Annotated in this window: 19 protein-coding genes; 7 read left to right on the top strand and 12 right to left on the bottom strand. The window is 70.2% G+C overall.

The genetic code is table 11. The features are described 5' to 3' along the window. Positions 1 to 201: 201 nt before the first annotated feature. The gene (locus tag ACIQM3_RS17965) at positions 202 to 1326 is read left to right on the top strand and encodes an ABC transporter permease (protein ID WP_401624929.1); all 1125 of its coding nucleotides are present in this window, start codon (positions 202 to 204) and stop codon (positions 1324 to 1326) included. 65 nt (positions 1327 to 1391) lie between these two features. Beyond that, on the top strand, positions 1392 to 2483 hold the full coding sequence (locus tag ACIQM3_RS17960) for an ABC transporter permease (protein WP_401624927.1): 1092 nt from the start codon (positions 1392 to 1394) through the stop codon (positions 2481 to 2483). Positions 2484 to 2542: 59 nt separating this feature from the next. Here the strand turns inward: ACIQM3_RS17960 and ACIQM3_RS17955 are convergent, their stop codons facing one another. After that, entirely contained in the window at positions 2543 to 3145 is a 603-nt protein-coding gene (locus tag ACIQM3_RS17955; RefSeq protein ID WP_401624925.1) for a TetR family transcriptional regulator, read from the bottom strand. Between the two features lie 172 nt (positions 3146 to 3317). Between ACIQM3_RS17955 and ACIQM3_RS17950 the strand changes: the two genes are divergently transcribed. The 3 genes from ACIQM3_RS17950 (at position 3318) to ACIQM3_RS17940 (ending at position 7233) form a co-directional block, all read left to right on the top strand. Further along, positions 3318 to 4370 (top strand): 2,3-butanediol dehydrogenase, encoded by a 1053-nt coding sequence (locus ACIQM3_RS17950; protein WP_401624922.1) that lies wholly within the window; start codon positions 3318 to 3320, stop codon positions 4368 to 4370. 286 nt (positions 4371 to 4656) lie between these two features. Beyond that, the gene (locus tag ACIQM3_RS17945; protein ID WP_401624919.1) at positions 4657 to 6264 is read left to right on the top strand and encodes a carboxylesterase/lipase family protein; all 1608 of its coding nucleotides are present in this window, start codon (positions 4657 to 4659) and stop codon (positions 6262 to 6264) included. Between the two features lie 159 nt (positions 6265 to 6423). Continuing rightward, a complete protein-coding gene (locus tag ACIQM3_RS17940) occupies positions 6424 to 7233 on the top strand; it encodes a FadR/GntR family transcriptional regulator (RefSeq protein WP_401624916.1) in 810 nt (269 codons plus the stop codon). 64 nt (positions 7234 to 7297) lie between these two features. Here the strand turns inward: ACIQM3_RS17940 and ACIQM3_RS17935 are convergent, their stop codons facing one another. The 9 genes from ACIQM3_RS17935 to ACIQM3_RS17895 all read right to left on the bottom strand — a co-directional run bounded on the left by ACIQM3_RS17935 (position 7298) and on the right by ACIQM3_RS17895 (position 16226). Further along, positions 7298 to 8341 carry an MBL fold metallo-hydrolase gene (locus ACIQM3_RS17935; protein WP_401624914.1) on the bottom strand — a complete coding sequence of 348 codons (1044 nt, stop codon included), beginning with the start codon at positions 8339 to 8341 and terminating at the stop codon, positions 7298 to 7300. Then, the gene (locus tag ACIQM3_RS17930) at positions 8328 to 9359 is read right to left on the bottom strand and encodes a phosphotransferase family protein (protein WP_401624911.1); all 1032 of its coding nucleotides are present in this window, start codon (positions 9357 to 9359) and stop codon (positions 8328 to 8330) included. Before ACIQM3_RS17930 ends, ACIQM3_RS17935 begins: the two co-directional genes overlap by 14 nt. Next, complete coding sequence (locus ACIQM3_RS17925; RefSeq protein ID WP_401624908.1) at positions 9359 to 10135, bottom strand: SDR family NAD(P)-dependent oxidoreductase; 777 nt, start codon at positions 10133 to 10135, stop codon at positions 9359 to 9361. The genes ACIQM3_RS17930 and ACIQM3_RS17925 overlap by 1 nt, the downstream gene beginning before the upstream one ends. Further along, positions 10132 to 11433 carry an acyl-CoA dehydrogenase family protein gene (locus tag ACIQM3_RS17920; protein WP_401624905.1) on the bottom strand — a complete coding sequence of 434 codons (1302 nt, stop codon included), beginning with the start codon at positions 11431 to 11433 and terminating at the stop codon, positions 10132 to 10134. The genes ACIQM3_RS17925 and ACIQM3_RS17920 overlap by 4 nt, the downstream gene beginning before the upstream one ends. Positions 11434 to 11477: 44 nt before the next feature. Then, entirely contained in the window at positions 11478 to 12512 is a 1035-nt protein-coding gene (locus ACIQM3_RS17915) for an aldo/keto reductase (RefSeq protein ID WP_401624902.1), read from the bottom strand. 58 nt (positions 12513 to 12570) lie between these two features. Then, complete coding sequence (locus ACIQM3_RS17910; protein ID WP_401624900.1) at positions 12571 to 13482, bottom strand: LLM class F420-dependent oxidoreductase; 912 nt, start codon at positions 13480 to 13482, stop codon at positions 12571 to 12573. A gap of 89 nt (positions 13483 to 13571) precedes the next feature. Next, positions 13572 to 14450, bottom strand: coding sequence for an SDR family NAD(P)-dependent oxidoreductase (locus ACIQM3_RS17905; protein WP_401624897.1), 879 nt, complete (start codon positions 14448 to 14450; stop codon positions 13572 to 13574). Between the two features lie 349 nt (positions 14451 to 14799). Beyond that, positions 14800 to 15243, bottom strand: coding sequence for a nuclear transport factor 2 family protein (locus ACIQM3_RS17900; RefSeq protein ID WP_401624894.1), 444 nt, complete (start codon positions 15241 to 15243; stop codon positions 14800 to 14802). Further along, the gene (locus ACIQM3_RS17895; protein ID WP_401624892.1) at positions 15225 to 16226 is read right to left on the bottom strand and encodes an NADPH:quinone oxidoreductase family protein; all 1002 of its coding nucleotides are present in this window, start codon (positions 16224 to 16226) and stop codon (positions 15225 to 15227) included. The genes ACIQM3_RS17900 and ACIQM3_RS17895 overlap by 19 nt, the downstream gene beginning before the upstream one ends. 101 nt (positions 16227 to 16327) lie before the next feature. Between ACIQM3_RS17895 and ACIQM3_RS17890 the strand changes: the two genes are divergently transcribed. Then, complete coding sequence (locus ACIQM3_RS17890; protein WP_401624889.1) at positions 16328 to 17224, top strand: acyl-CoA thioesterase; 897 nt, start codon at positions 16328 to 16330, stop codon at positions 17222 to 17224. A gap of 77 nt (positions 17225 to 17301) precedes the next feature. Here the strand turns inward: ACIQM3_RS17890 and ACIQM3_RS17885 are convergent, their stop codons facing one another. Further along, positions 17302 to 18204 carry an NAD-dependent epimerase/dehydratase family protein gene (locus ACIQM3_RS17885; protein ID WP_401624886.1) on the bottom strand — a complete coding sequence of 301 codons (903 nt, stop codon included), beginning with the start codon at positions 18202 to 18204 and terminating at the stop codon, positions 17302 to 17304. A gap of 90 nt (positions 18205 to 18294) precedes the next feature. Between ACIQM3_RS17885 and ACIQM3_RS17880 the strand changes: the two genes are divergently transcribed. After that, positions 18295 to 18798 (top strand): MarR family winged helix-turn-helix transcriptional regulator, encoded by a 504-nt coding sequence (locus ACIQM3_RS17880; RefSeq protein ID WP_401624883.1) that lies wholly within the window; start codon positions 18295 to 18297, stop codon positions 18796 to 18798. Between the two features lie 106 nt (positions 18799 to 18904). On the opposite strand, the gene ACIQM3_RS17875 is transcribed toward ACIQM3_RS17880, so the two are convergent. After that, a complete protein-coding gene (locus tag ACIQM3_RS17875; protein ID WP_401624880.1) occupies positions 18905 to 19807 on the bottom strand; it encodes an alpha/beta fold hydrolase in 903 nt (300 codons plus the stop codon). Between the last annotated feature and the right edge of the window lie 144 nt (positions 19808 to 19951).

The following is a 19951-nucleotide window of genomic DNA, read 5'->3' as shown; positions in this document are numbered from 1 at the left end:
CCTTACATTTAACGTCACGTCGCGCCAGAATTGGCACAACGCGACAAAAACTCGTATCCTCGAAGTCACGGCAGTGGCACGCAGCCGGCCGGCACGGCCGGTCGCACCGCACCCATCCGTCTCCGGTCGGTCGCACGCCCACCCGCGACGCCGCCGCGCGGCATCACTTTCCCCACCCTCGGACAGCACAGGGAGCAGTACATGGAATCCGCAGAGTCCTCGGGATCGCCCACGGGCGGACAGCCCGCCGGGCCCCAGGTGGACAAGGGGGCACCGAAGGGCGGGAACACCAAGAAGTACGTGTTCATGGTGGTCTTCCCGTTCGTCCTCGTGATGATGCTCGTCGGCATCTACGCGGGCTCGATGCACGCACCGACCCCACGCGACCTGCCGGTGGCGGTCACCGGCACCGCCGAGCAGGCTCAGCCACTGGCGGACAGCCTCAACGCGACCGGGGGCTCACCCGTGGAGGTCCGCGTGGTGGCGACGGCCGACGAGGCGCGCCAGCTGGTCCACGACCGTGAGATCGCCGGAGCACTCGCCCTCCCCGCCCAAGGCTCGGACGACGCCGTCCTGTACACCGCGCAGGCCGCGGGCGCGGCCCAGGTGCAGATGGTGCAGTCCGTGTTCCAGCCGGTCGCCGACGCGCAGCAGCTCACCCTGGAACAACAGGACATCGCCCCGCTGCCCGCGTCCGACGGCATGGGCGTCACCACCTTGTTCACCGCGATCGGCTGGATGCTCGCCGGGTACATGCTGGTCACCGTCCTCACCAGCGGCGCCCCCGAACTGCTGCCGCTGCGCCGCCTGGTACCCCTCCTCGCGGGCTGGTCGGCGCTGGTCAGCGCCCTGGTGTGGGTCATCGTCGGACCGCTCATCGGTGCGATCGACGGGCACGTACTGCCCGTCCTGGGCCTCGGCTGGCTCTCGGTGTTCGCCGTCGGTCTCGGCCAGACGCTCTTCGCACGGCTCCTCGGACCCCTGGCGGTCGTGCCAGGAATCGCGCTCTTCATGTTCCTCGGAGTTCCGGCCTCCAACATCATGATGTCGATCCACTCCGTCCCGGGCTTCTTCGGATTCCTCCACCACGTGCTGCCGCTGCCGGCGGCCGGTGAGACGCTTCGCTCGATCCTCTACTTCGGCGGCGACGGAGTGGGCCCGCATCTGCTGGTGCTGGCCGCGTGGGCGGTCGTGGGCCTCGCGCTGACCGCGGGCGTGGACCTGCTGCGGCGCCGCACGTCGCGCGGGCCGGACGAGGCGGCCGACACTCCGTCGAGCTCTCCGGCCGGTTCGCCGGACGCCCAGGGAGCTCTGACCTCCGCGTGACCGACAGCCTCCACCCCGGCCGGCCCCACCCGGGCCACCCCGTAGCCCTCCCGGAGGAGATATCCGTGGCACCCACCGAAGCGGCGCCCGCCGCCCCAGCCCCCTCACCGGTGAGGAAGTACGTCGTTCTCGGCCTCTTCCCGCTCCTCATGACCGTGCTCATGGTCGGCATCTTCGTCTCGGCGATGCACTCCCCCACCCCGAACAACCTGCCCGTCGCGGTGGTGGGCTCCAGCGTCCAGCAGGCGCAAGGGGCAGCCGACGCACTGTCGGCCGAGGCCGGCGGCGCCCTCGACATCAGGGTCGAGACGTCGGTGGACACCGCGAAGGATCTGGTTCACGACCAGGAGATCGGCGGCGCGTACGTGCTGCCGGCCGAGGGCGAGAAGGACGCCGTGCTGTACCTCGCGGGCGCCGGGGGTTCGAGCCTCAAGCAGGTCGTCACCCAGACCTTCGGTCAGGTCGCGGCCGAGCAGCACGTCACGCTCGACGTCCAGGACCTGGCGCCGCTGCCCGCCCACGACAACATGGGCACCAGCAGCCTCTATCTCACGATCGGCTTCGTGATGGCCGGTTTCATGTTCGTCGTGGTCGTGTCCACGGCAGCCCCGGAACTGATGAAGCTCCGGAAGATGGTTCCGTTGTTCGCCGGATGGGCGGCTCTGATGGCCGTGTCGATCTGGGCCCTCGCCGGACCGGTGATCGGCGCGCTCGAAGGCCATGCCTGGCAACTTCTCGGAGTCGGCTCGCTGATGATCTTCTCGGTGGCCATGTTCACGGCACTCCTCGCCCGGTTCCTCGGCCCGCTCGCGGTGATTCCGGCCGTGACGCTCTTCATGTTCCTCGGCGTGCCGTCCTCCGGTGGCGCGCTCTCCACCTACGTGGAACCAGTGCTGTTCCAGTCCCTGCACGGCTTCCTGCCGACGCCCGCCACACTCGAATCGGTCCGCTCGATCCTCTACTTCGGCGGCAACGGTGTAGGCGGACATGTTCTGACCATCGCGCTCTGGGGGGCGGCGGGACTGCTGCTCAACGCGGTGGTGGAACTGGTGCAGCGCCGCAGGAAGACGCCCGGCAGCAAGGTGGCCGAGGGGAACGGGGAGGCCGGCGCCGACCTCTCTGCCGAGAGCCCGAAGGCCGCCGTACCCGCGAACTGAGAATCATCCATGCGGCCAGCCACCGGCGGCCCGGACCCGGAAGGGGCCGGGCCGCCGGCCTATGCGGTCAGCGGCAGGCGGACCAGGACCCCCAGCGCCTCCTCGGCGGCGCGGACCGGGTTCTGGGCGGCGGGATCGCCTGGATCGGCGCGGGCCCAGCGTTCGAGGGTGATGCGGAAGGCCACGGCCACGCAGGCGGCGGTGAGCGCGATGTCCGTGGAGCCGACGGGCAGACCGGTCCGGGCGGCGAGCACGGCGGCGATGCCCGGCTCGGCGTCGTGGACGACGTGCAGCCACACCGCGTACAGGGCGTCGTCGTCGAGCATCGCGGCGAGGAACCGCCTGACGTGCGGTGCTCGTTCGTTGCCCAGCAACGCGGCCTCGAACGACGCCCGCAACGAGTCGAGGAGCGGTTCGTCGGCCGGGCGCGCGGACAGCACCTCCTCGCTGGTGCGCATACCGGCGGCCAGCGCGGGGGCGATCACCTGCTCCTTCGTGGCGAAGTACCGGTAGAACGTCCGCTCGGACACCCCTGCGGCGCGCGCGATGTCCGCGACGGTGCACTGCTGCGCACCCCGCTCAGCGAAAAGCGCCACAGCCACGGTGGAGATATCCAGCAACGTGGCTGCCCTGCGCCGCTCCGTGAGTGACGGGCTGCTCATACGGTCCGACCTCCCTTGACGTCGACCAGCGTACGTGGAATCCTCATAGGTGGCAGCTTCTGCCACCCTGACAGAAGCTGACACCACATTGGACAGCACGGATCCGGAGCGGGCGGCTCGACAGCCGGGGGTAGTCACCGCCCCCTCGGCCGGATCCCGGAAAGGCACCACCATGCGCGCTCTGCGTCTGCACGGCCCCCGCGATCTGCGTCTCGACGACATCCCGGAGCCGCCACTGCGCCCCGGTACGGTCAAGGTGAAGGTCGAGTGGGCCGGCATCTGCGGCTCCGACCTGCACTTCTACAAGGCACTGCCCTATCCGGTCGAGTACGAGCACCCCGTCACCGGCGAACCCGGCCCGCACACCATCGGCCACGAGTTCTCGGGCCGGGTCACCGAGATCGCGGACGACGTCACCGACATACCCGTCGGCGCACCCGTGGTCGTGGAGCCGACCATCTTCGACGGCACCTGCCCCGCCTGTCTGCGCGGCGAGACCAACCTCTGCGAGAACAGCGGCTTCGTGGGCATCAACGGCTGGGGCGGCGGAATGTCGGAGTACGCCGTACTCCCCGCCGGCCGGATCCACCTGCTCCCGGAGAACGTCAGCACGGAGACCGGCGCCCTGATCGAGCCGCTGACCGTCGCCTGGCACGCGGTGCGCCGCACGGACCTGCAGCCGGGTGAGACAGCCGTCGTGGTCGGGGCCGGTCCCATCGGACTGGGCCTGCTGATGGCCGCGAAGGCCCAGGGTGCGGGCACCGTCATCGTCAGCGAGCCCAACAAGGCCCGCCGCGAGGCAGCCACCGAGTACGGAGCCGATCTCGTCGTCGACCCGTTGTCCGAGGACCTCCCGGAACGCGTCCGCGAAGCGACCGGCGGGCGAGGCGTGGACACGTCCTTCGAAGCCTCCGGCGCGGGAAAGCCCGCCGTGGACAGCCTGATCGGCGTGCTGCGCAAGGGCGGCCGAGCGGTTACCGTCGCACCCTGCCACCCCGTCGAGTTCTCCCCGACCACCCTGCTGACCACCGAGATCGTCTACACCGGCAGCCTCGCCTACAACGGCGACGATTTCCCGCAGGTCATCGCCGCCGTGGCCGACGGCCGGATCGATCCGGACGCCCTGGTCTCCTCCCGGATCCCACTCGAAAGCGCCGTACGGGACGGGTTCGACGCACTCATCGAGGCACCGGACCAGCACGTCAAGATCCTGGTACACCCGTAGCCGTCGCGGGCGGCGCGCGATCCACGCGCCGCCCGGACCGGCCCGCACGTGCACGCTCTCCGCCCGTGTCACAAGGGGCTAAGGCTGAGGCCGGCTCCGGCTTCGAGGGGTCGACGTATTCGCCGGGACGGAGGGCAACTGACGAAGGCACCGTAGCCACCCGGAGTCAAGTCCTGCGGTCCGGGTGTGACATATGCACCTCACAGGACGGGCACCCTTGTCCCCGCCACGGGCACCCCTAGATTCACCTGCCATGTATCCGACACGTAGATTCTCGTTACGCGGCGTGCGAGCGCCCAGGCTCACAGGGTGGGCCGCCGCCCTCGCCCTCCTGCTGTCCGCACTGCCCGGCGCCGCTCTGGCTGCCGTGCCGTCAGGTGACACTCTTCCGTCGGCGGGAACCCAGGCCGCCGACGCGCGGACAGCTCCGGTGGCCGATACGCGGCAGGGGCGCGTGCAAGGCAGTTCGGTGGCCGGAGCCGACCGGTTCGCCGGTATTCCCTACGCCGCTCCTCCCGTCGGAAGCCTGCGCTGGAAGCCGCCGGCCCCGCCCGCCGCGTGGAACGGCGTCCGACCGGCAACAGCCTTCGGCAGCCAGTGTCCCCAGCAGACCGGCGGCAGTGAGGACTGCCTGAGCCTCAATGTGTACCGGCCGCAGAACCGCCCGAGCGTCGGCCTTCCGGTGATGGTGTGGCTCCACGGTGGTGCCTACGTCAGCGGGGCCGGTTCGGAATACGACCCCACTCCCCTGGTCACCGGCGGCGGTGTGCTCGTGGTGACCATCAACTACCGCCTGGGCATGCTCGGCGCTCTCGCTCTGCCGGGCCTGGACGCCGAGGCACCGGCCACGGGATCCGGGGCTTACAGCCTGCTCGACCAGCAGGCGGCCCTTCGCTGGGTGCGGCAGAACATCCGCGGCTTCGGCGGGGACCCCGGCAACGTCACCGTCTTCGGTGAATCCGCAGGCGCCACCTATGCGTGCCAGCAGGTCGTCTCCCCACTCGCGAAAGGGCTCTTCCACGCCGCGATCGCCCAGAGCGGCTGCGCACTGCCGACCACCCCGATGGCCCGGGCCCAGAGCTTCGGCACGGCCGTGGCCGCCCAGCTCGGTTGTGCCTCCGACCTGGCCTGCCTGCGTGCCGCGTCACCGGACCAGATCAACAGCGCCGCCGCAACCGTCGGAGGCAGTCCCAACGCGACACAGCTCGCCTCCATCCCCGCGGCCGGCGGCGGTGTGCTCCCTCGCGGCTTCGGCGACGCTCTCCGCGCCGGGCAGTACAACCATGTCCCCCTGGCACTCGGCAGCAACCTCGACGAGGGCCGCGGCTTCGTCCACAGCGGCGCCTACGGCGACCCGCCCACCGACCAGGCCAGCTATGTGGCCGCCCTGACACGCACGGCCACCTTGTCGTCCGGCATTCCGGCGGCCGACATCGCTCAGGAATATCCCCTCAGCGCCTACCCGAGCCCGGCCGAAGCCTTCTCCGCCGTACTCGGCGATTCCAGCTTCTCCTGCCGGACCCTGAACGCCAACCGCCTCGCCAAGGGCCGACTTCCGGTCCACGCCTATGAGTTCACCGACCCTGACGCACCCTCCCTGTTCGGGGGAAGCTCGCTCGGCGCCACCCACGGCTCCGAACTCGCCTACCTGTTCCGCATGCCCGGGACCGCTCAACTGACCCAGGCGCAGCAGACCCTCTCCCGGCAGATGATCGGCTACTGGACGTCCTTCGCCCGCAACCACACCCCCATGGCGTCCGGCACACCGCCCTGGCCACGCTTCACCGGCAGCCGGCCTCCCATCCAGAACCTCGCCCCCGACGCCATAGGCCCCGTCAGCTCCACGGCGTTCGCGGCAGAGCACCACTGCGCCTTCTGGAATCCCGCCATCTGACCGCCGGACACGATTCGCGCCACGGGTAGCCCCCGGCGCGTCACGAAAAAAGCACAATAAGTAATATGATCGAGAAGGCCGTGGTGGAGGGCGGCAGCAGGAAGCGCTGCTACGACCTCCGTACAGTAGGCTGAAGCAACGCTTTCCTAGGGAGACTCTGTGGGCACGGACACCAACAACCGCAAGCCGATGGCTCCGGTTGGAGCGGCAATCCGTGCCCCGAAGATGGCCGAACTGATCGCGTCCCGTCTCCGCAGCCGCATCGTCCGCCGTGAGCTCGGCGAGGGGGACGCACTCCCCCCGGAGACCGAGCTCATGCAGCAGTTCGGCGTCTCGCGTCCGACCCTGCGCGAGGCCTTCCGCATCCTGGAGGCCGAGTCGCTGATCAGCATCCGGCGCGGCGCCCGGGGCGGCGCCCAGGTCATGGCACCCGATCTGGGCGTCGCCGCCCGCTACGTGGGATTGCTGCTCCAGGTCGACCAGGTCACCATCGGCGACGTCTACGAAGCCCGCATCGTGATCGAGCCGGCCGCCGCGGCCATGCTGGCCCGCCGCCGTACCCCCGAGGACGTGGACGACCTCAGGGCATGTGTCGAACGGCTCCGTGACGTGGTCGAGGAGACTGCCGGCACGGGGCAGGAGGACCCGGTGGCCTGGTCGATGGCCACCCAGGAGTTCCACGACCTGATCCTGGAACGGGCCGGCAACCGCACCCTCATGATGCAGGCCGGCATGCTCCGCGAGGTCATCGGCAGTCACCTCGCACTGACGGTTTCCCGCCTCTTCGACCCGGTGCGCTCGACGAGCGAGTTCCGCAAGATGATCCGCTCGTACACCAAACTGGTGGACCTCGTCGCCGTTTCCGACGCGGAGGGGGCGGAGGAGCACTGGCGCAAGCACATGCAGGTCTCCGCCGAGCATCTCCTGCCGGGGGAGCAGGGGAACGCGGTCGTGGACCTCTTCGACTGAGCCCGCCGGGCCACGGCCCCCTGACGCACCCCTGTGCCCGGCCCGTGGCCGGGCACAGTGCGTCTCACCCCGGTCGTCGCCACGCCTCGTCGGCCGCCCGCACCACCCGCCACCGCAGTGGCTCACCGCTCTCTTCGTGCACCTCCGCGCGGCGCGCGAGTGCCCGTAGATGCGCGAACGCCTCCCCTGCCGCCGCACGTTGCGCGAAGCCGTCCATCGACTCCCAGGGCCGGGACCAGCTCATCCGGCCGGCCACCTCCCACACCGTCCGCGCACCCGCCTCCAGAGCTGTCAGCACCTCTTTGAACCGGCTCTCGTGGTGCCCCCGCAGCTCGGCCAGCCGCCCTCCGAGGCCGGCGAACCGGTGCTCGTGCGCCGGCAGCACTTCCACCGCGTCGAGGCCCTCCAGGCGTTCCAGGGAACGCAGATAGGCACCGAGAGTGTCGTCGTTCGCTCCTGTCGGCGGAGGAACGTTGGGGGTGATCCGCGGCAGCACGTGGTCGCCCGACAGCAGCAGTGCGTACCGCGGCTCCCAGAAACACATGTGCCCCGGCGAGTGCCCGGGTGTCCACAGGCCCGTCAGGTTCCAGCCCGGCACCTCCGGCTCGGCGCCGTCGTCCAGGAGCAGGTCGGGGCGCGGGATGCGACTGCGTACGGTGAAACGGGCCATGGCTTCGCGATGCCGTTCCAGTACTTCGCGCGGGGCACCCGACGCACGCAGGGTCGCTGTCGTCGACTCGACCGGCCTGTCACCCTCGAGGCGGTCCAGGACCGCGGCGTCCGCCGGATGCAGCGAGACCCAGGCGCCGGAGACCTCCCGGACGCGGTGGGCGAGACCGTAGTGGTCAGGGTGCACATGGCTCACCATCACGCCTCGCACGTCCTCGACCCGGGTCCCGATCGCGGTGAGCCCGGCGCTCAGCGCCTCGAACGCCTCGTCGGTGTCCCAGCCCGCGTCGACCAGGTACGGCCCGGCGTCCGTTTCGAAGACGTGGACCAGCACGTAGCGCAGCGAGGTGTTGGGCAGTGGTACGGGAACACTCCACAGGCCGGGCCGCACCCGTTCGACCGGGGGCAGCGGTCGGAGCCCGGGGTCAGCCGCCGACAAGGTCCCTCGCCTCCCTCAGCAGTTCGGGCAGCGCCGGGACCATGCGCCGCATCTGCGGGGACAGTTCGCCGTGCTTGCGCCCACGTTTGATCAGCAGGGCGGTCGCCCCCGCCTCCTTGTAACGGGTCAGTGCCTCGAACCAGGCCATGTCCGGGAGTTCGGCGCCACCTCCGGAGTAGGCGTCAAGCAGTTCCCGTGCGGTCGGCATGCCACTGGGCGCGTCCGTGGGGGCCGCCGGGTGGCGGGCCTCGTCGGTGAAGAACGTCAGCCAGGTCAGGTCCACGCGTGGGTCGCCGACCGACCAGATCTCCCAGTCGATCACCGCCGTCACACGGCCGTCCTGGCACAGGGTGTTGCCCACCCGGTAGTCGCCGTGGTTGACCACGGGCGGCAGCGCGGCCGGCATGGTGGCGTGGAGCGCCACCGCACAGGCCTCGTAGTCGCCCTGGAGGTCCGCGGAAACGGTGGTGAACGCCCGGGTCCAGCGGTCGATCTCGTCACCGAGACCCACGACGGGTTCGTCGCCGAGGCCGGCCTCGGCGGGATCGACCCGGTGCAGCGCGGCGAGTACCGCGGCGGCGTCGAGCGCACGGGAGCGGATCTCGGTGAAGTCGGCGGGGTCACGGCTGTCCTGGAGGACCGGCTCGGAACACTCCCCCGGCACGAACCCCATCGCGACGAACGGCGGCACACCGGGCGGATCTCCGACGTCCTCGAAGTACACCGGGGGCACGACCACCCCCGGCCGGCCGTGCAGGGCGCGCATCAGCCCGGCCTGGCGCAGCACATCGCGGTTGCGTACGGGGGCGAGCCCCGGCGGTGCCACCTTCAGCACCACGCGCTCCTCGCCCTCCGGTACGCCGGTGAGCTCGGCGATGAAGGTGAGACTGGAAGCCCCACCGGTGAGGGGCTCGACCGATACCACCTCGGCTCCGGGGTGCCGGCCCCGCGCGGAGGCCGTTGCGCGTGTCCGCAGATCTTTGACGAGACCGTCCACGCCCGTGAGGGTGCCCGACATCAGAAGAGTCCTCCATCCACCCTGAGCAGGGCACCTGTGGTGTAGCTGGACGCCGGGCTGGCAAGGTAGAGCGCGCTCGTGACGATCTCCTCGGGCCGGCCGGGGTGACCCACGGCGCTGCGGGTCCGCTGCCGTGCCTCTTCAGGCCAGGACGTGGCTATGTCGGTGAGGAACGGGCCGGCTGAGAGGGTGTTGACCCGCACCTTCGGCCCGTACTCCAGGGCGAGGACCTGGGTGAGCGCGTTGAGGGCGGCCTTGGCCCCGGCGTAGGGGCCGAACCTGGGCTGCGGCATGAGCGCGCCGGAGGAGGAGACGTTGATGATGGAGCCCCCGTCACCGTCGGCCATCCTGCGGCCGATGAGGGCGCCGAGCCTGAAGGGGCCCTTGAAGTTGACGCCCACCACCTTGTCGAACAGCTCCTCCGTGGTCTCCTCCGAGGACGGCGCGAGCGGAGACATGCCCGCGTTGTTGACGAGGATGTCGACCTTGCCGAACCGCTCGTAGGCGACGTCGACGAGTGTGTCGATCTCGTCCCACCGCCCGACGTGGCAGGCGTGGGCGAGCGCCTTGCGGCCCAGCGCCTCGACCTCCTCGGCCAGCTCGCCGCAGCGGTCGGCCTTGCGGCTGGTGATCACGACGTCGGCACCGGCGCGGGCGAAGGCGAGCACCATCTCCCGGCCCAGGCCCCGGCTCCCGCCGGTGACGAGCGCGACCTTGCCGGTCAGGTCGAAGAGCTGGGCGACTCCCCCGCCGGGTTCGTTGCCCTGGGGCGTCACAGGCCGTACTCCTTCAGCACGTCCGCGTAGCGCCGGCGGGCGGCCTCGCGCTTGGTGGGCAGGTGCTCGGTCGGGAAGAGGCCGGGCGCGGGCTCGGCGTTCTTCAGCAACTGCCGGGCGACGGTCACCTTGTGCACCTCGGTGGGCCCGTCCGCGAGTGCGAGGGACGGGACTCCCATCCACATGTCGGCCAGCGGCGTCTCATGCGTGGTGCCGAGGGAGCCGTGGATCTGGACGGCGCGCTGCACGATGTCGTGGTAGACCTTCGCCATCGCCACCTTGCACATGGCGATCTGCGTACGGGCGGCTCCGTGCGGCTGGTTGTCGATGACCCAGGCGGTGTTCAGGACCAGGAGCCGGTACTGCTGCAGCTCGATGTGCGAATCGGCGATCATCACCTGTACGGCCTGCTTGTCGGCCAGCCGCTCACCCTGGGTGCGACGGGAGACGGCGCGTTCCAGCATCATCTCCAGGGCACGGTTGCACTTGCCCACCGTACGCATCGCGTGGTGGACACGGCCTCCGCCGAGTCGGGCCTGCGCCACCTTGAAGCCCTCTCCCGGGTTGCCGAGCATGGCGTCCAGGGGCACCCGGACACGGTGGTAGCTCAGGTAGCCGTGGATGCCTTCGTCCAGTTCGTCACGCTCGGCCATGGTGGAGACGTTGCGCTTGATCTCGATGCCCGGAGTCTCGGCGGGGACGACGAACATCGACATCCGCTCATGCGGCTTCGCGTCGGGGTCGGTGACGGCCATGACGATGAGGAAGGCGGCGTAACGGGCGTTGGAGGAGAACCACTTCTCGCCCTCGATGACCCACTCGTCGCCCTCGCGCCAGGCGCGGCAGACGAACTCCTTGGGGTCGGCGCCGGCCTGGGGCTCGGTCATGGAGAAGGTGGAGACGATCTCACCGTCCAGCAGCGGCTGGAGGTAGCGCTTCTTCTGCTCGTCGGTGCCGAACATCGCCAGGATCTCGGCGTTCCCGGTGTCGGGCGCGGCGGTACCGAAGACGGTCGGCGCCCAGTAGGAGCGTCCGATGATCTCGTTCATCAGGCCCAGCTTCAGCTGGCCGTAGCCCTGGCCCCCGAGTTCGGGGCCGAGGTGGCAGGCCCAGAGGCCCTGTTCGCGGACCTGTCGCTGGAGTGGGCGCAGGATGGCGAGGGCTGCTTCGTTGGAGGTGTCGTAGGGATCGCCGCCCGCGGGGAAGAGCAGGTCGAGCGGTTCCACCTCCTCGCGTACGAAGGTCTTCATCCAGTCCAGCTTCTGCTGGAAATCCGGATCCGTGGAGAAGTCCCACATGGTCGGCCTCCTTCGGAGTTGTCAGTGGTTACGGCGCCGCGTGGTCAGTGGCGGACGCGGCGACGGCGGGTGTGCCGCAGGGCCTGCGGCTCGTAGGAGTAGTCGAGGCGGCTGACGTTCTCGCCGGGGGCCACGATCGTGTCGATGCGGTCGAGGATCTCGTCGGCGAGGGTGATGTCGGCAGCCGGGAGCTGGCTCTCCAACTGCTGCAGGGTTCGAGGGCCGACGATGGCCGAGGTGACCGCAGGGTGGGAGAGGGTGAAGGCGAGGGCCAGGCCGATCAGGTCGGTGCCGGCGTCGCGCGCGGTCTTCTCCAGCTCACCGAGCAGTTCCGTCTTGCGCCCCGCACCCGGGGCGTCGACGGTCCAGGAGTCGCGGCCGCCCAGCCGGGCGAAGCGACTGTCGACGACGGGCTCGGTGCCCTTGCGGTACTTGCCGGTGAGCCAGCCGCCGTTGAGCGGGCTCCAGACGATGACCCCCATGCCGTACCGCTCGCAGGTGGGCAGGACGTCCCGCTCGGGGCCGCGTACGAAGATGGAGTACGGCGGCTGTTCGCAGCGCACCCGCAGATGGCCACCGCGCTCGGCCGCCCACTGGGCCTCGACGATCCGTTCGGCGGGGAAGGTGGAGGTTCCCGCCATCACGATCTTTCCCTGGCGCCGCAGATCGGTCAGCGCGCCGAGGGTCTCGTCGATATCGGTGTGCTCGTCCGGGCGGTGCACCTGATAGAGATCGATGTGGTCGGTGCCCAGACGGCGCAGGCTGTCCTCGCACGCCTTCATGATCCAGCGGCGGGATGCGCCCCGCTGGTTGGGGCCCTTGCCCATCGGGTTGTAGAACTTGGTGGCGAGCACCACGTCGTCGCGCCGTCCGCGCAGCGCACGGCCGATGATCCGCTCGGACTCGCCCTGTGAGTACACGTCCGCGGTGTCGACGAAGTTGATCCCGGACTCCAGGGCACGGTCCACGATGCGTACGCAGTCCTCCGGGTCGCGGTTGCCCATCGCCCCGAAGGACATCGCACCCAGGCAGAGGCTGGACACCAGCACGCCCGACTTCCCGAGATGGCGCATGCGCATGGCTCGGCTCCCTCCCCGCTGTCACAGCGGGCTGTCGTTGAGACGTCTGTGGGCCGGTTCAGCGGATTCCGACGGTCTCCGCGTATTCCCGCAGTGAATCGGCGGCACGGCCCGCGCTGTCGCCGGGAGTCTGGACAACGAAGGAGGTGACCCCTGCCTCCGCCAGCCGGCCGAGATGGTCCCGGTGTTCTTCGGCCGAGCCGCCCTCCAGAAGATGACGGGAGCCGGGCGTCTGCACCTGCACGTCGAAGGGCGCGTCACCGCCCTGCTCGGCGGCGGCCGCCTCGCGCACGCGGGTGATGTGCGAAGCGAGGGCCTCGATCGTGGAAATGCCGGGCGAGCGCGTGGTACGGGCGACCTCGTCGCTGACCATCAGCGGGCTCCAGCCCTGGTTGCGGGCCGCTCGGGCACGGGCCCGGGAACTGTTGCCGCCGATCCATACCGGGGGGCCTCCGGCCTGGGCGGGCAGAGGCACGGAGGCGACGCCGCCGGCTTCGAAGTGGCGGCCCTCGTAGGCGTAGGGGACGGTCGTCCAGGCTCCGCGCATGACCTCCAGGGCCTCGTCGAAGAGTTCGTTGCGCTCTGCGAACTCCACACCGAGGGAGCGGAACTCCGAGCGCAGGTAGCCCGTTCCGGCGACGACGGTGAGCCGGCCGTCGGAAAGGAGGTCGACGGTGGTGAGGGCCTTGGCTGTGACGAAGGGGTTGCGGTAGGGCAGGACGAGCAGATAGGTCATCAGCCGGATCCGGCCGGTGAGCGCGGCGCAGAAGCTCAACGCCGAGGTGAGATCCAGGGATTCGTGACCTCCGGCGTCCAGCCACTTCTTGGAGGGCGCCGGATGCTCGGTGAAGGCGATCGCGTCGTAGCCGCAGTCCTCCGCCGCCCGGACGACCTGCTCCATACCTTTGCGCCCGACCAACGCCCGGTCGTACCCGGCCGCGCTCACGGGGTACTCCACGGTGAACTTCACGCGCTCTCCCATCATTAAGATACAGTTAACTCTTTCATCTATTTATGCGACGGGCAAGGAAGCCATGTCCCGGCCCGCGGTGTCCGTGGTCACCCGAAGCGCAATCCCTCGTTCAGGGTCCAGCGCCGGTCGCGGCCCCGGACCCAGCCACCCGCCGCCCACGTGCCACCGTCCACGGGCAGTACGACGCCCGTGACGTAGGAAGCGAGTTCGGAGGCGAGGAACAACGCGGCGTCACCGCACTCCGCCGCGTCTCCTTCGCGCCCGAGGGGGATCAGCCGGGCCATGGCATCGGCGGCCTCCGGGGCAGGCCGCACCCAGGTGTCGGGATCCACGGGGCCACTGCGATTGCCCATGGTGCCTGGGGTGACCGTGTGGTCCGGCGTGATCGCGTTGACACGGATTCCGTGCTCGGACAGTTCCAGGGCCATGGTCCGGGTGAAGCTCTCCAGGGCGGCCTTGCAGGCGGCGTACACGGCGAAGTTCGGTGCGGCGCGGCCACCCTCGATACTGCCGATGTTGATGACCGATCCGCCCCTGCCGCCGCGGATCATCCGGGGTACGACTGCCGAGGTGGCGGCCAGCGCGCTGACCAGGTTGATGTCGATGTGCCGACGCCAGCTGCGCTCACTCTGTTCAAGGAACGGGCGGGCGGAGACGCCCCCCGCGTTGTTCACCAGGATGTCGATGGCGCCGAAGCGCTCGTCGGTGGCGGCGGCCATGGCGCCGATCCGCTCGGTGTCCATCACGTCGAGGTGGTACGGCAGCGCCGTGCCGCCGTCCTTCTCGATGCGGCGGGCGGTCTCCTGCGCACGCTCGGGAACGATGTCGCCGACGGCCACCGCGGCACCGGCACCGGCGAGCGCCAAGGCGATACCCCGCCCGATGCCACCACCGCCGCCGGTGACGACGGCCACCCGGCCATCGAGGGCCAGCTTGTCCGCGGGTGAGACGTCACGGTCGTTCATCCGTGGTTTTCTTTCCATGTCTCGACAGGCGCGGGCTCGGAAGAGGCGATCGGCTCACGGCCGCGGTGACAGTCCGACCGGTGACGTACGCCGCCTCGTCCGACGGCCGGCCACGTGAGTCCGAACGCGGCCTCGGTAGTGGCTCGGAGGATCTTCCGCCGCGGCTCCGAAGCCAGCCGGTCCGGAGGGACCAGCCTGGTGTGGGCGGCGTCGTTGACCAGCAGCCCGGGCCCCGGCCCGGCCTCGGCCTTCGCCAGTACCGCTGCAGGCGCACCTGGTTCGGCGAGATCGCCGCCCATGCCGCCCCCGGTGACCAGGGCAGTCCTTCCCGCGAAGGGACGCTCGCCGCTCATCCCGCCCGCCCCGCGAACCAGCCCTCCTCGCGCGCGGCATCGACGGAGGCCAGCCGGTGGCGGAGCAGCCAGCGGTCCGCGACCGGCACGTACACGTCGCGATAGCGCCCCCAGTGGTCGGGGCCCTGGTCGGTGAGGACCATGAAGTAGGCGGACGCCTCGATGCGTTCGGTGGTGACGCTGTCGAAGGAGAGGTTCGTGACGAAGTGGCGGATGAAGAAGCCGTCGCCGACGGGGCGGCTGCCGGAGCGGCTGTTACCGCCCAGCATCCCCTCGATGGCCGCCCGGCCTCGGGCGGTGCCGCCGCCCTTCACCTCCAGGACTCCGTCCTCCGTGAAGCACCCCGCGAGTTCCGCGAGCCGGAAGCGGTCACCGGACCAGGCATAGCGGGCCACGGTGTCACGGACCTTCTCCCGGGCGATCAGTTCTTCGAGCTCCATGGCACCTCCGTGGTGGGGTCGATGAGTACCTTGCCGAGCGCCTGACGGCCGGCGACGAGCCGTAGCGCTTCGGGCGCGCGGGACAGCGGGAAGGTCGCGCAGACATGCGGGGTGATCCGGCCCTGGGCAAGGAGGCGCATCAGCTCGGCACGGTTGCGACGGGCCTCCTCGGGCCGGTGCTCCGCGAAGGTCCGCAGCTCCATGCCCCGGACGGCGACCCCCTTGAGCAGGACGAGGTTCAGCGGGACCGCCGGGATCGCGCCGGACGCGTAGCCGATGGTGACGAAGGTGCCGCCGTAGCGCGTCGCTCGCAGCGCCTGCTCGGACCACCGGCCGCCGACCGGGTCGATGACGGCGTGGACTCCGGCGCCGGTCACCTCCTTGATCCTGGATCGAAGATCCTCGGTGGTGTAGTCGATGAGGTGCTCGGCGCCGCGGGTGCGGCACAGCTCCAGCTTGTGCGGTCCCGAGGCGGCCGCGATCACCCTGGCACCGAGCAGCGTCGCGAGCGTCACCGCGGCCAGCCCGACGCCACCGGCGGCGCCGAGCACCACGACCCACTCCCCCGGCTGCACCCCGGCGACCGAGCGCAAGGCGTGATAAGCGGTCAGATGGACCACCCCGAAGGCCGCTGCCTCCTCGTAGCCCACCGCGTCGGGTATGGCGGTGAGGGCGGCGACGGGCAGTACGGCCCGTTCGGCGAAGGCACCGTGCTGCACGGCGCCGAAAACACGTGTACCGCACAGGGAGGTCTCCACGCCCGGCCCCGTCGCCAGGATGTCCCCGGCCAGTTCGCTGCCGGGGACGAACGGTGGGTCCACGCTCATCTGATAGCGGTTGCCCACCAGCAGGACGTCGGGGAAGTTGACCGCCGCTGCGCGTACACCCACCAGCACCTCTCCCGGTCCGGGTTCGGGGTCGGGCACCTCCGTGACCGTCAGGCTTTCCGGCGGACCGTACTCGCGGCACACCACGGCACGCATGGGCGTCACTCCTTCGTGAGCTGTGGGCGGTCCGAGCTCCGTAACGCCGCCGCACGGAGGAGCAGCCCCCAAAACCGTTAACTTAATATACTCTCTTTATCATGCTGAGGACAGACCATGAAGCCTCCGCCCCGCATGAGGCGCTACCCCGGTTGTCCACGCTCCTCGAGATGGAGCAGCTGGACTCCATGAACTTCCGCACCCGCCCACCCGCGCGCGAGGAGGCTCGCACCTTCGGCGGGGAGGTGTTCGCCCAGGCCGTCGTGGCGAGTTGCCGCACCGTGCCGGCGGACCGGGCGATCCACTCCGCCCATGGCCACTTCCTGCGCGCGGGCGATCCGGCCGCACCGGTCCACTACCGGGCCGCGGTGGTGCGCGACGGCAGGTCCTTCTCCGTCCGGACGGTTGAGGCCGTCCAGCACGGCCGCACCGTCCTCCTGCTCACGGCCTCCTTCCATGTCCCCGAACCGGGCTTCTCCCACCAGGCACTCCTGCCCGACGGTCCCGCCCCGGAGCAACTGCCCTCGGCCCGCTCCGCGTTCGCCGCCTCGCACCCCGTCGACCGCGCCTGGCTGGAGGATCTGCAGCAGCGCAGGTCCCTGGAGTTCCGCTTCCCCGAGGAACTGCCTCGGCTGGCCGCCCGGCGAGGAGAGCGGAGGTCTCCCCGGCAGCACGTGTGGCTGCGCACCACCGACACGCTCGCGCAGGACCGTGTCACCCAGACCGGCGCCCTGGCCTACGTGTCGGACGCCCTGCTGCTGTCCACCGCCCTGGCACCGCACAGCGGGATCATGACGGAGGGCGGCCTGAGCTTCGCCAGTCTCGACCACACCATGTGGTTCCACGCACCGCACCGCCTGGACGAGTGGCTGCTCTACGAGCAGGAGAGCGACTGGGCCGGCGGCGGCCGGGCCCTGTGCCAGGGCCGCATGTACGACCTGGAGGGCAGGCTTCTGGCCACGGTCGCCCAGGAGGGGCTGCTGCGTCCGAGCACGTGAGCGAGGGGAACACTCCCGGGCGCGGGGGCCCGGGAGTGATGTCGACCGGCGCCGTGCAGGCCGGAGGGGCCTGAGGTTCAGCTCTGCGTATGCGCCCGGTCCCATGCCGCGTAGTAGGTGAGAGTGTCTTCCAGGATGCCGGGGTGGCGGGGCCGCCAGTCGAGCAGTTCGCGGGCCTTGGCGCTGGTGACGAGTTCGTCGCGGTCGGCGCAGCTTTCCAGCAAGCCGCCGGCGTCCGCACTCTCGAAGGTGATGTCGCCGGTGTAGCCCGCGGCGTCCAGGCACGCCTGCTGGACGGAGAGGAGGGTGGGCCGGTGTTCGTCGCCGAGCATGATGATCTGGCCGTCGACCGCCTCAGGCCGTCGGAGGACCGCGACGTAGGCGGCGGCGAGGTCGTCGACGTGGACCCAGGTGTAGCGCTTGGTGATGTCGCCGTAGAAGACGGGGTGGCCCTCTCGGGCATCGGCGAACCACTGGGCGGACTTCGAACTGCGACCGCTGCCGCCGTAGATGAAGGACGGGCGCAGCACGGTGTGGGGCAGGCCGCCGGCCGCCAGCTCCTGTTCGGCCTGGGCACGCAGGTGCAGCGGGTTGTCGGGATCGGCGGGTGTCTCCTCGTCCCACACCTGACCGGTGGAGGCGAGGAAGGTGATGCCGGTGGTGAACACCAGATGGCGGCTGCGCCCGGTACGGTCCTGGGCTTCACGCAGTGCCTGGAAGAGGGTGCGGTCGCTGCCGAGCGGGTCGTTCATGTCGAGGGCGGCGCACACGACGGCGTCCGCTTCCTCCAGTGCCCCGCGATAGGTCTCGGGGTCGGACAACAGCCCCTCGACGGGCCGGACCTCCTCGACGAGGAGCTCCGCGGCCCGGGGGCTGGTGGCGTCGCGGGTGAGGCCCAGGACGGTGTGACCTTCCTGGCGCAACGCACGGGCGATGTGGAAACCGGCATAGCCGGTGGCGCCGAGGACGAGGATCTTCATGGAGGGGACTTCCCGTTCGATCAACTTATTTGCTTGATTAGGCAAGTAACACAGTAACTTGCTCAGGCAAGGACATGGCAGACTGGGGACATGACGAGATCCACAGAGGCAAGGGATCCGGTGCTGTCGGCGCAGGAGGCGGAGGTCTGGCGTGAACTGGGACGCCTGGTCCATGCACTGCCCCGCTTGCTGGAGGAGGACATGCTTCAGGCGACGCGCCTTCCGCTGACGGAGTTCTCCGTCCTCAGCGTGCTCAGCGAGGCTCCGGGACGCAGGCTGCGCATGTCGGAGATCGCGACACGGACCGGGCTGACCCCCAGCCGGATCACCCGGCTCGTCACCGCGCTGGCGGACAGGTCTCTGGTGGCCAAGGAACGGGACGGATCCGACAGGCGCGGCAATGTCACCGTCCTCACCGACGAAGGCACGGCGTGCCTGGAGAGCGCCCGGCCGACGCACCAGGCCAGCGCGCGCCGGCGCTTCCTCGATCACCTGCCCGAAGGCTCCGCACCGGCACTTGCCGACGCCCTCCGGGCCGTGACCGCCTCACTCATCCCCGACCGCTCCTGCACCACCGCCCAGGGACGGGACTGACCGCCCGCAGCGCGCGTGGCCTGTCGAGGTTGCCGGACAACGTCCGGCGCCGGTCCGGGCAGCGGGTACGCTCGCGGCGTCCGCAGCCATGCCGGCGCGGAGGAAGTCAGCTGCGGAAGAAACGGTCCAGGCGAGCCGCGTACCAGGCGGGGTTGTCCTCGCCCAGAGTGTGTCCGCTGCCGGGGACGATGTCCTGCTCGAAGCGGGAAGGTTCCGCCACGCGTGCCACGCTGCCGGCGGTCTGGGCGGCAGGGATGCCGTACTCCCCGTTGACGGTCAGCACCGGCATGGCGAGCTTGTTCTCGCCCAGGAGGTCGCGGGACTCCTCTATGTCTTCCAGCAGGGTGCCGTAGTGCTGGAAACCGCCGCGCATGGCGCCCGGGGCCTGGAACGCGGCCAGTAGCTCCCTCGTCCAGGACTTGTCCTTGCTCGCCGACATCATGTCCCACGTGGGACCGAGGAACTCTTCCTCGCAGCCCTCGGTCTGCCGGGTGGCCAGGTCCACCTGCATGTGGTGGGCGAAGTGTCCATAGCCGCCGCGGGCGGGGTCCATGTAATCCTCCAGGCCGTAGCCGGGGATCAGCGCCTCGCCCAGCACGGCCTTTCTCACCAGTTCGGGCCGGGAGGCGGCAAGCGCGAAAGCGACCATCATCCCGATGTCCTGCCCCACCAGGTTGACGGGCGCCGACCCGAGCCGCTCGACCAGCTCGGCGACGTCCCGCGCGACGTTGGTCTTCCGGTATCCGCTCTCCGGCTTGTCGGAGAATCCGAAACCACGCAGGTCCGGAGCGATGACCCGGTAGCCCGCCGCCGCCAGCAGGGGCATGGTGGCGCGGAACTCCAGCCAGGTGAAGGGCCAACCGTGCAGCAGCACCACCGGCTCGCCGCTGCCGCCTTCGACGTAGTGCAGACGAACCCCGTTCACTTCCGCGTAGTGGTGCGCGAAGTCCGGCAGGCCCTGGACAGCCTGGCCCTCGACGGGCGGCAGGAGTGAGATCCGACTGGTCATGAGTCCCTCCGAAGTGGCGGTGCCGTCACACTGACGGGCACGACTTACTTGCCTGAGCAACAACCAGTCTGCATCTACTTGCCGAGGCAAGCAAATGGCGTCTCCGGCTCGCCGTGGATCGATACCCCGAAGTCACGGCGAAAC

Source organism: Streptomyces sp. NPDC091271 (assembly GCF_044757505.1).
Taxonomy (GTDB): domain Bacteria; phylum Actinomycetota; class Actinomycetes; order Streptomycetales; family Streptomycetaceae; genus Streptomyces.
Note: the sequence above shows the minus strand (reverse complement) of the source record. Positions and strands in the feature narration are given on the sequence as shown.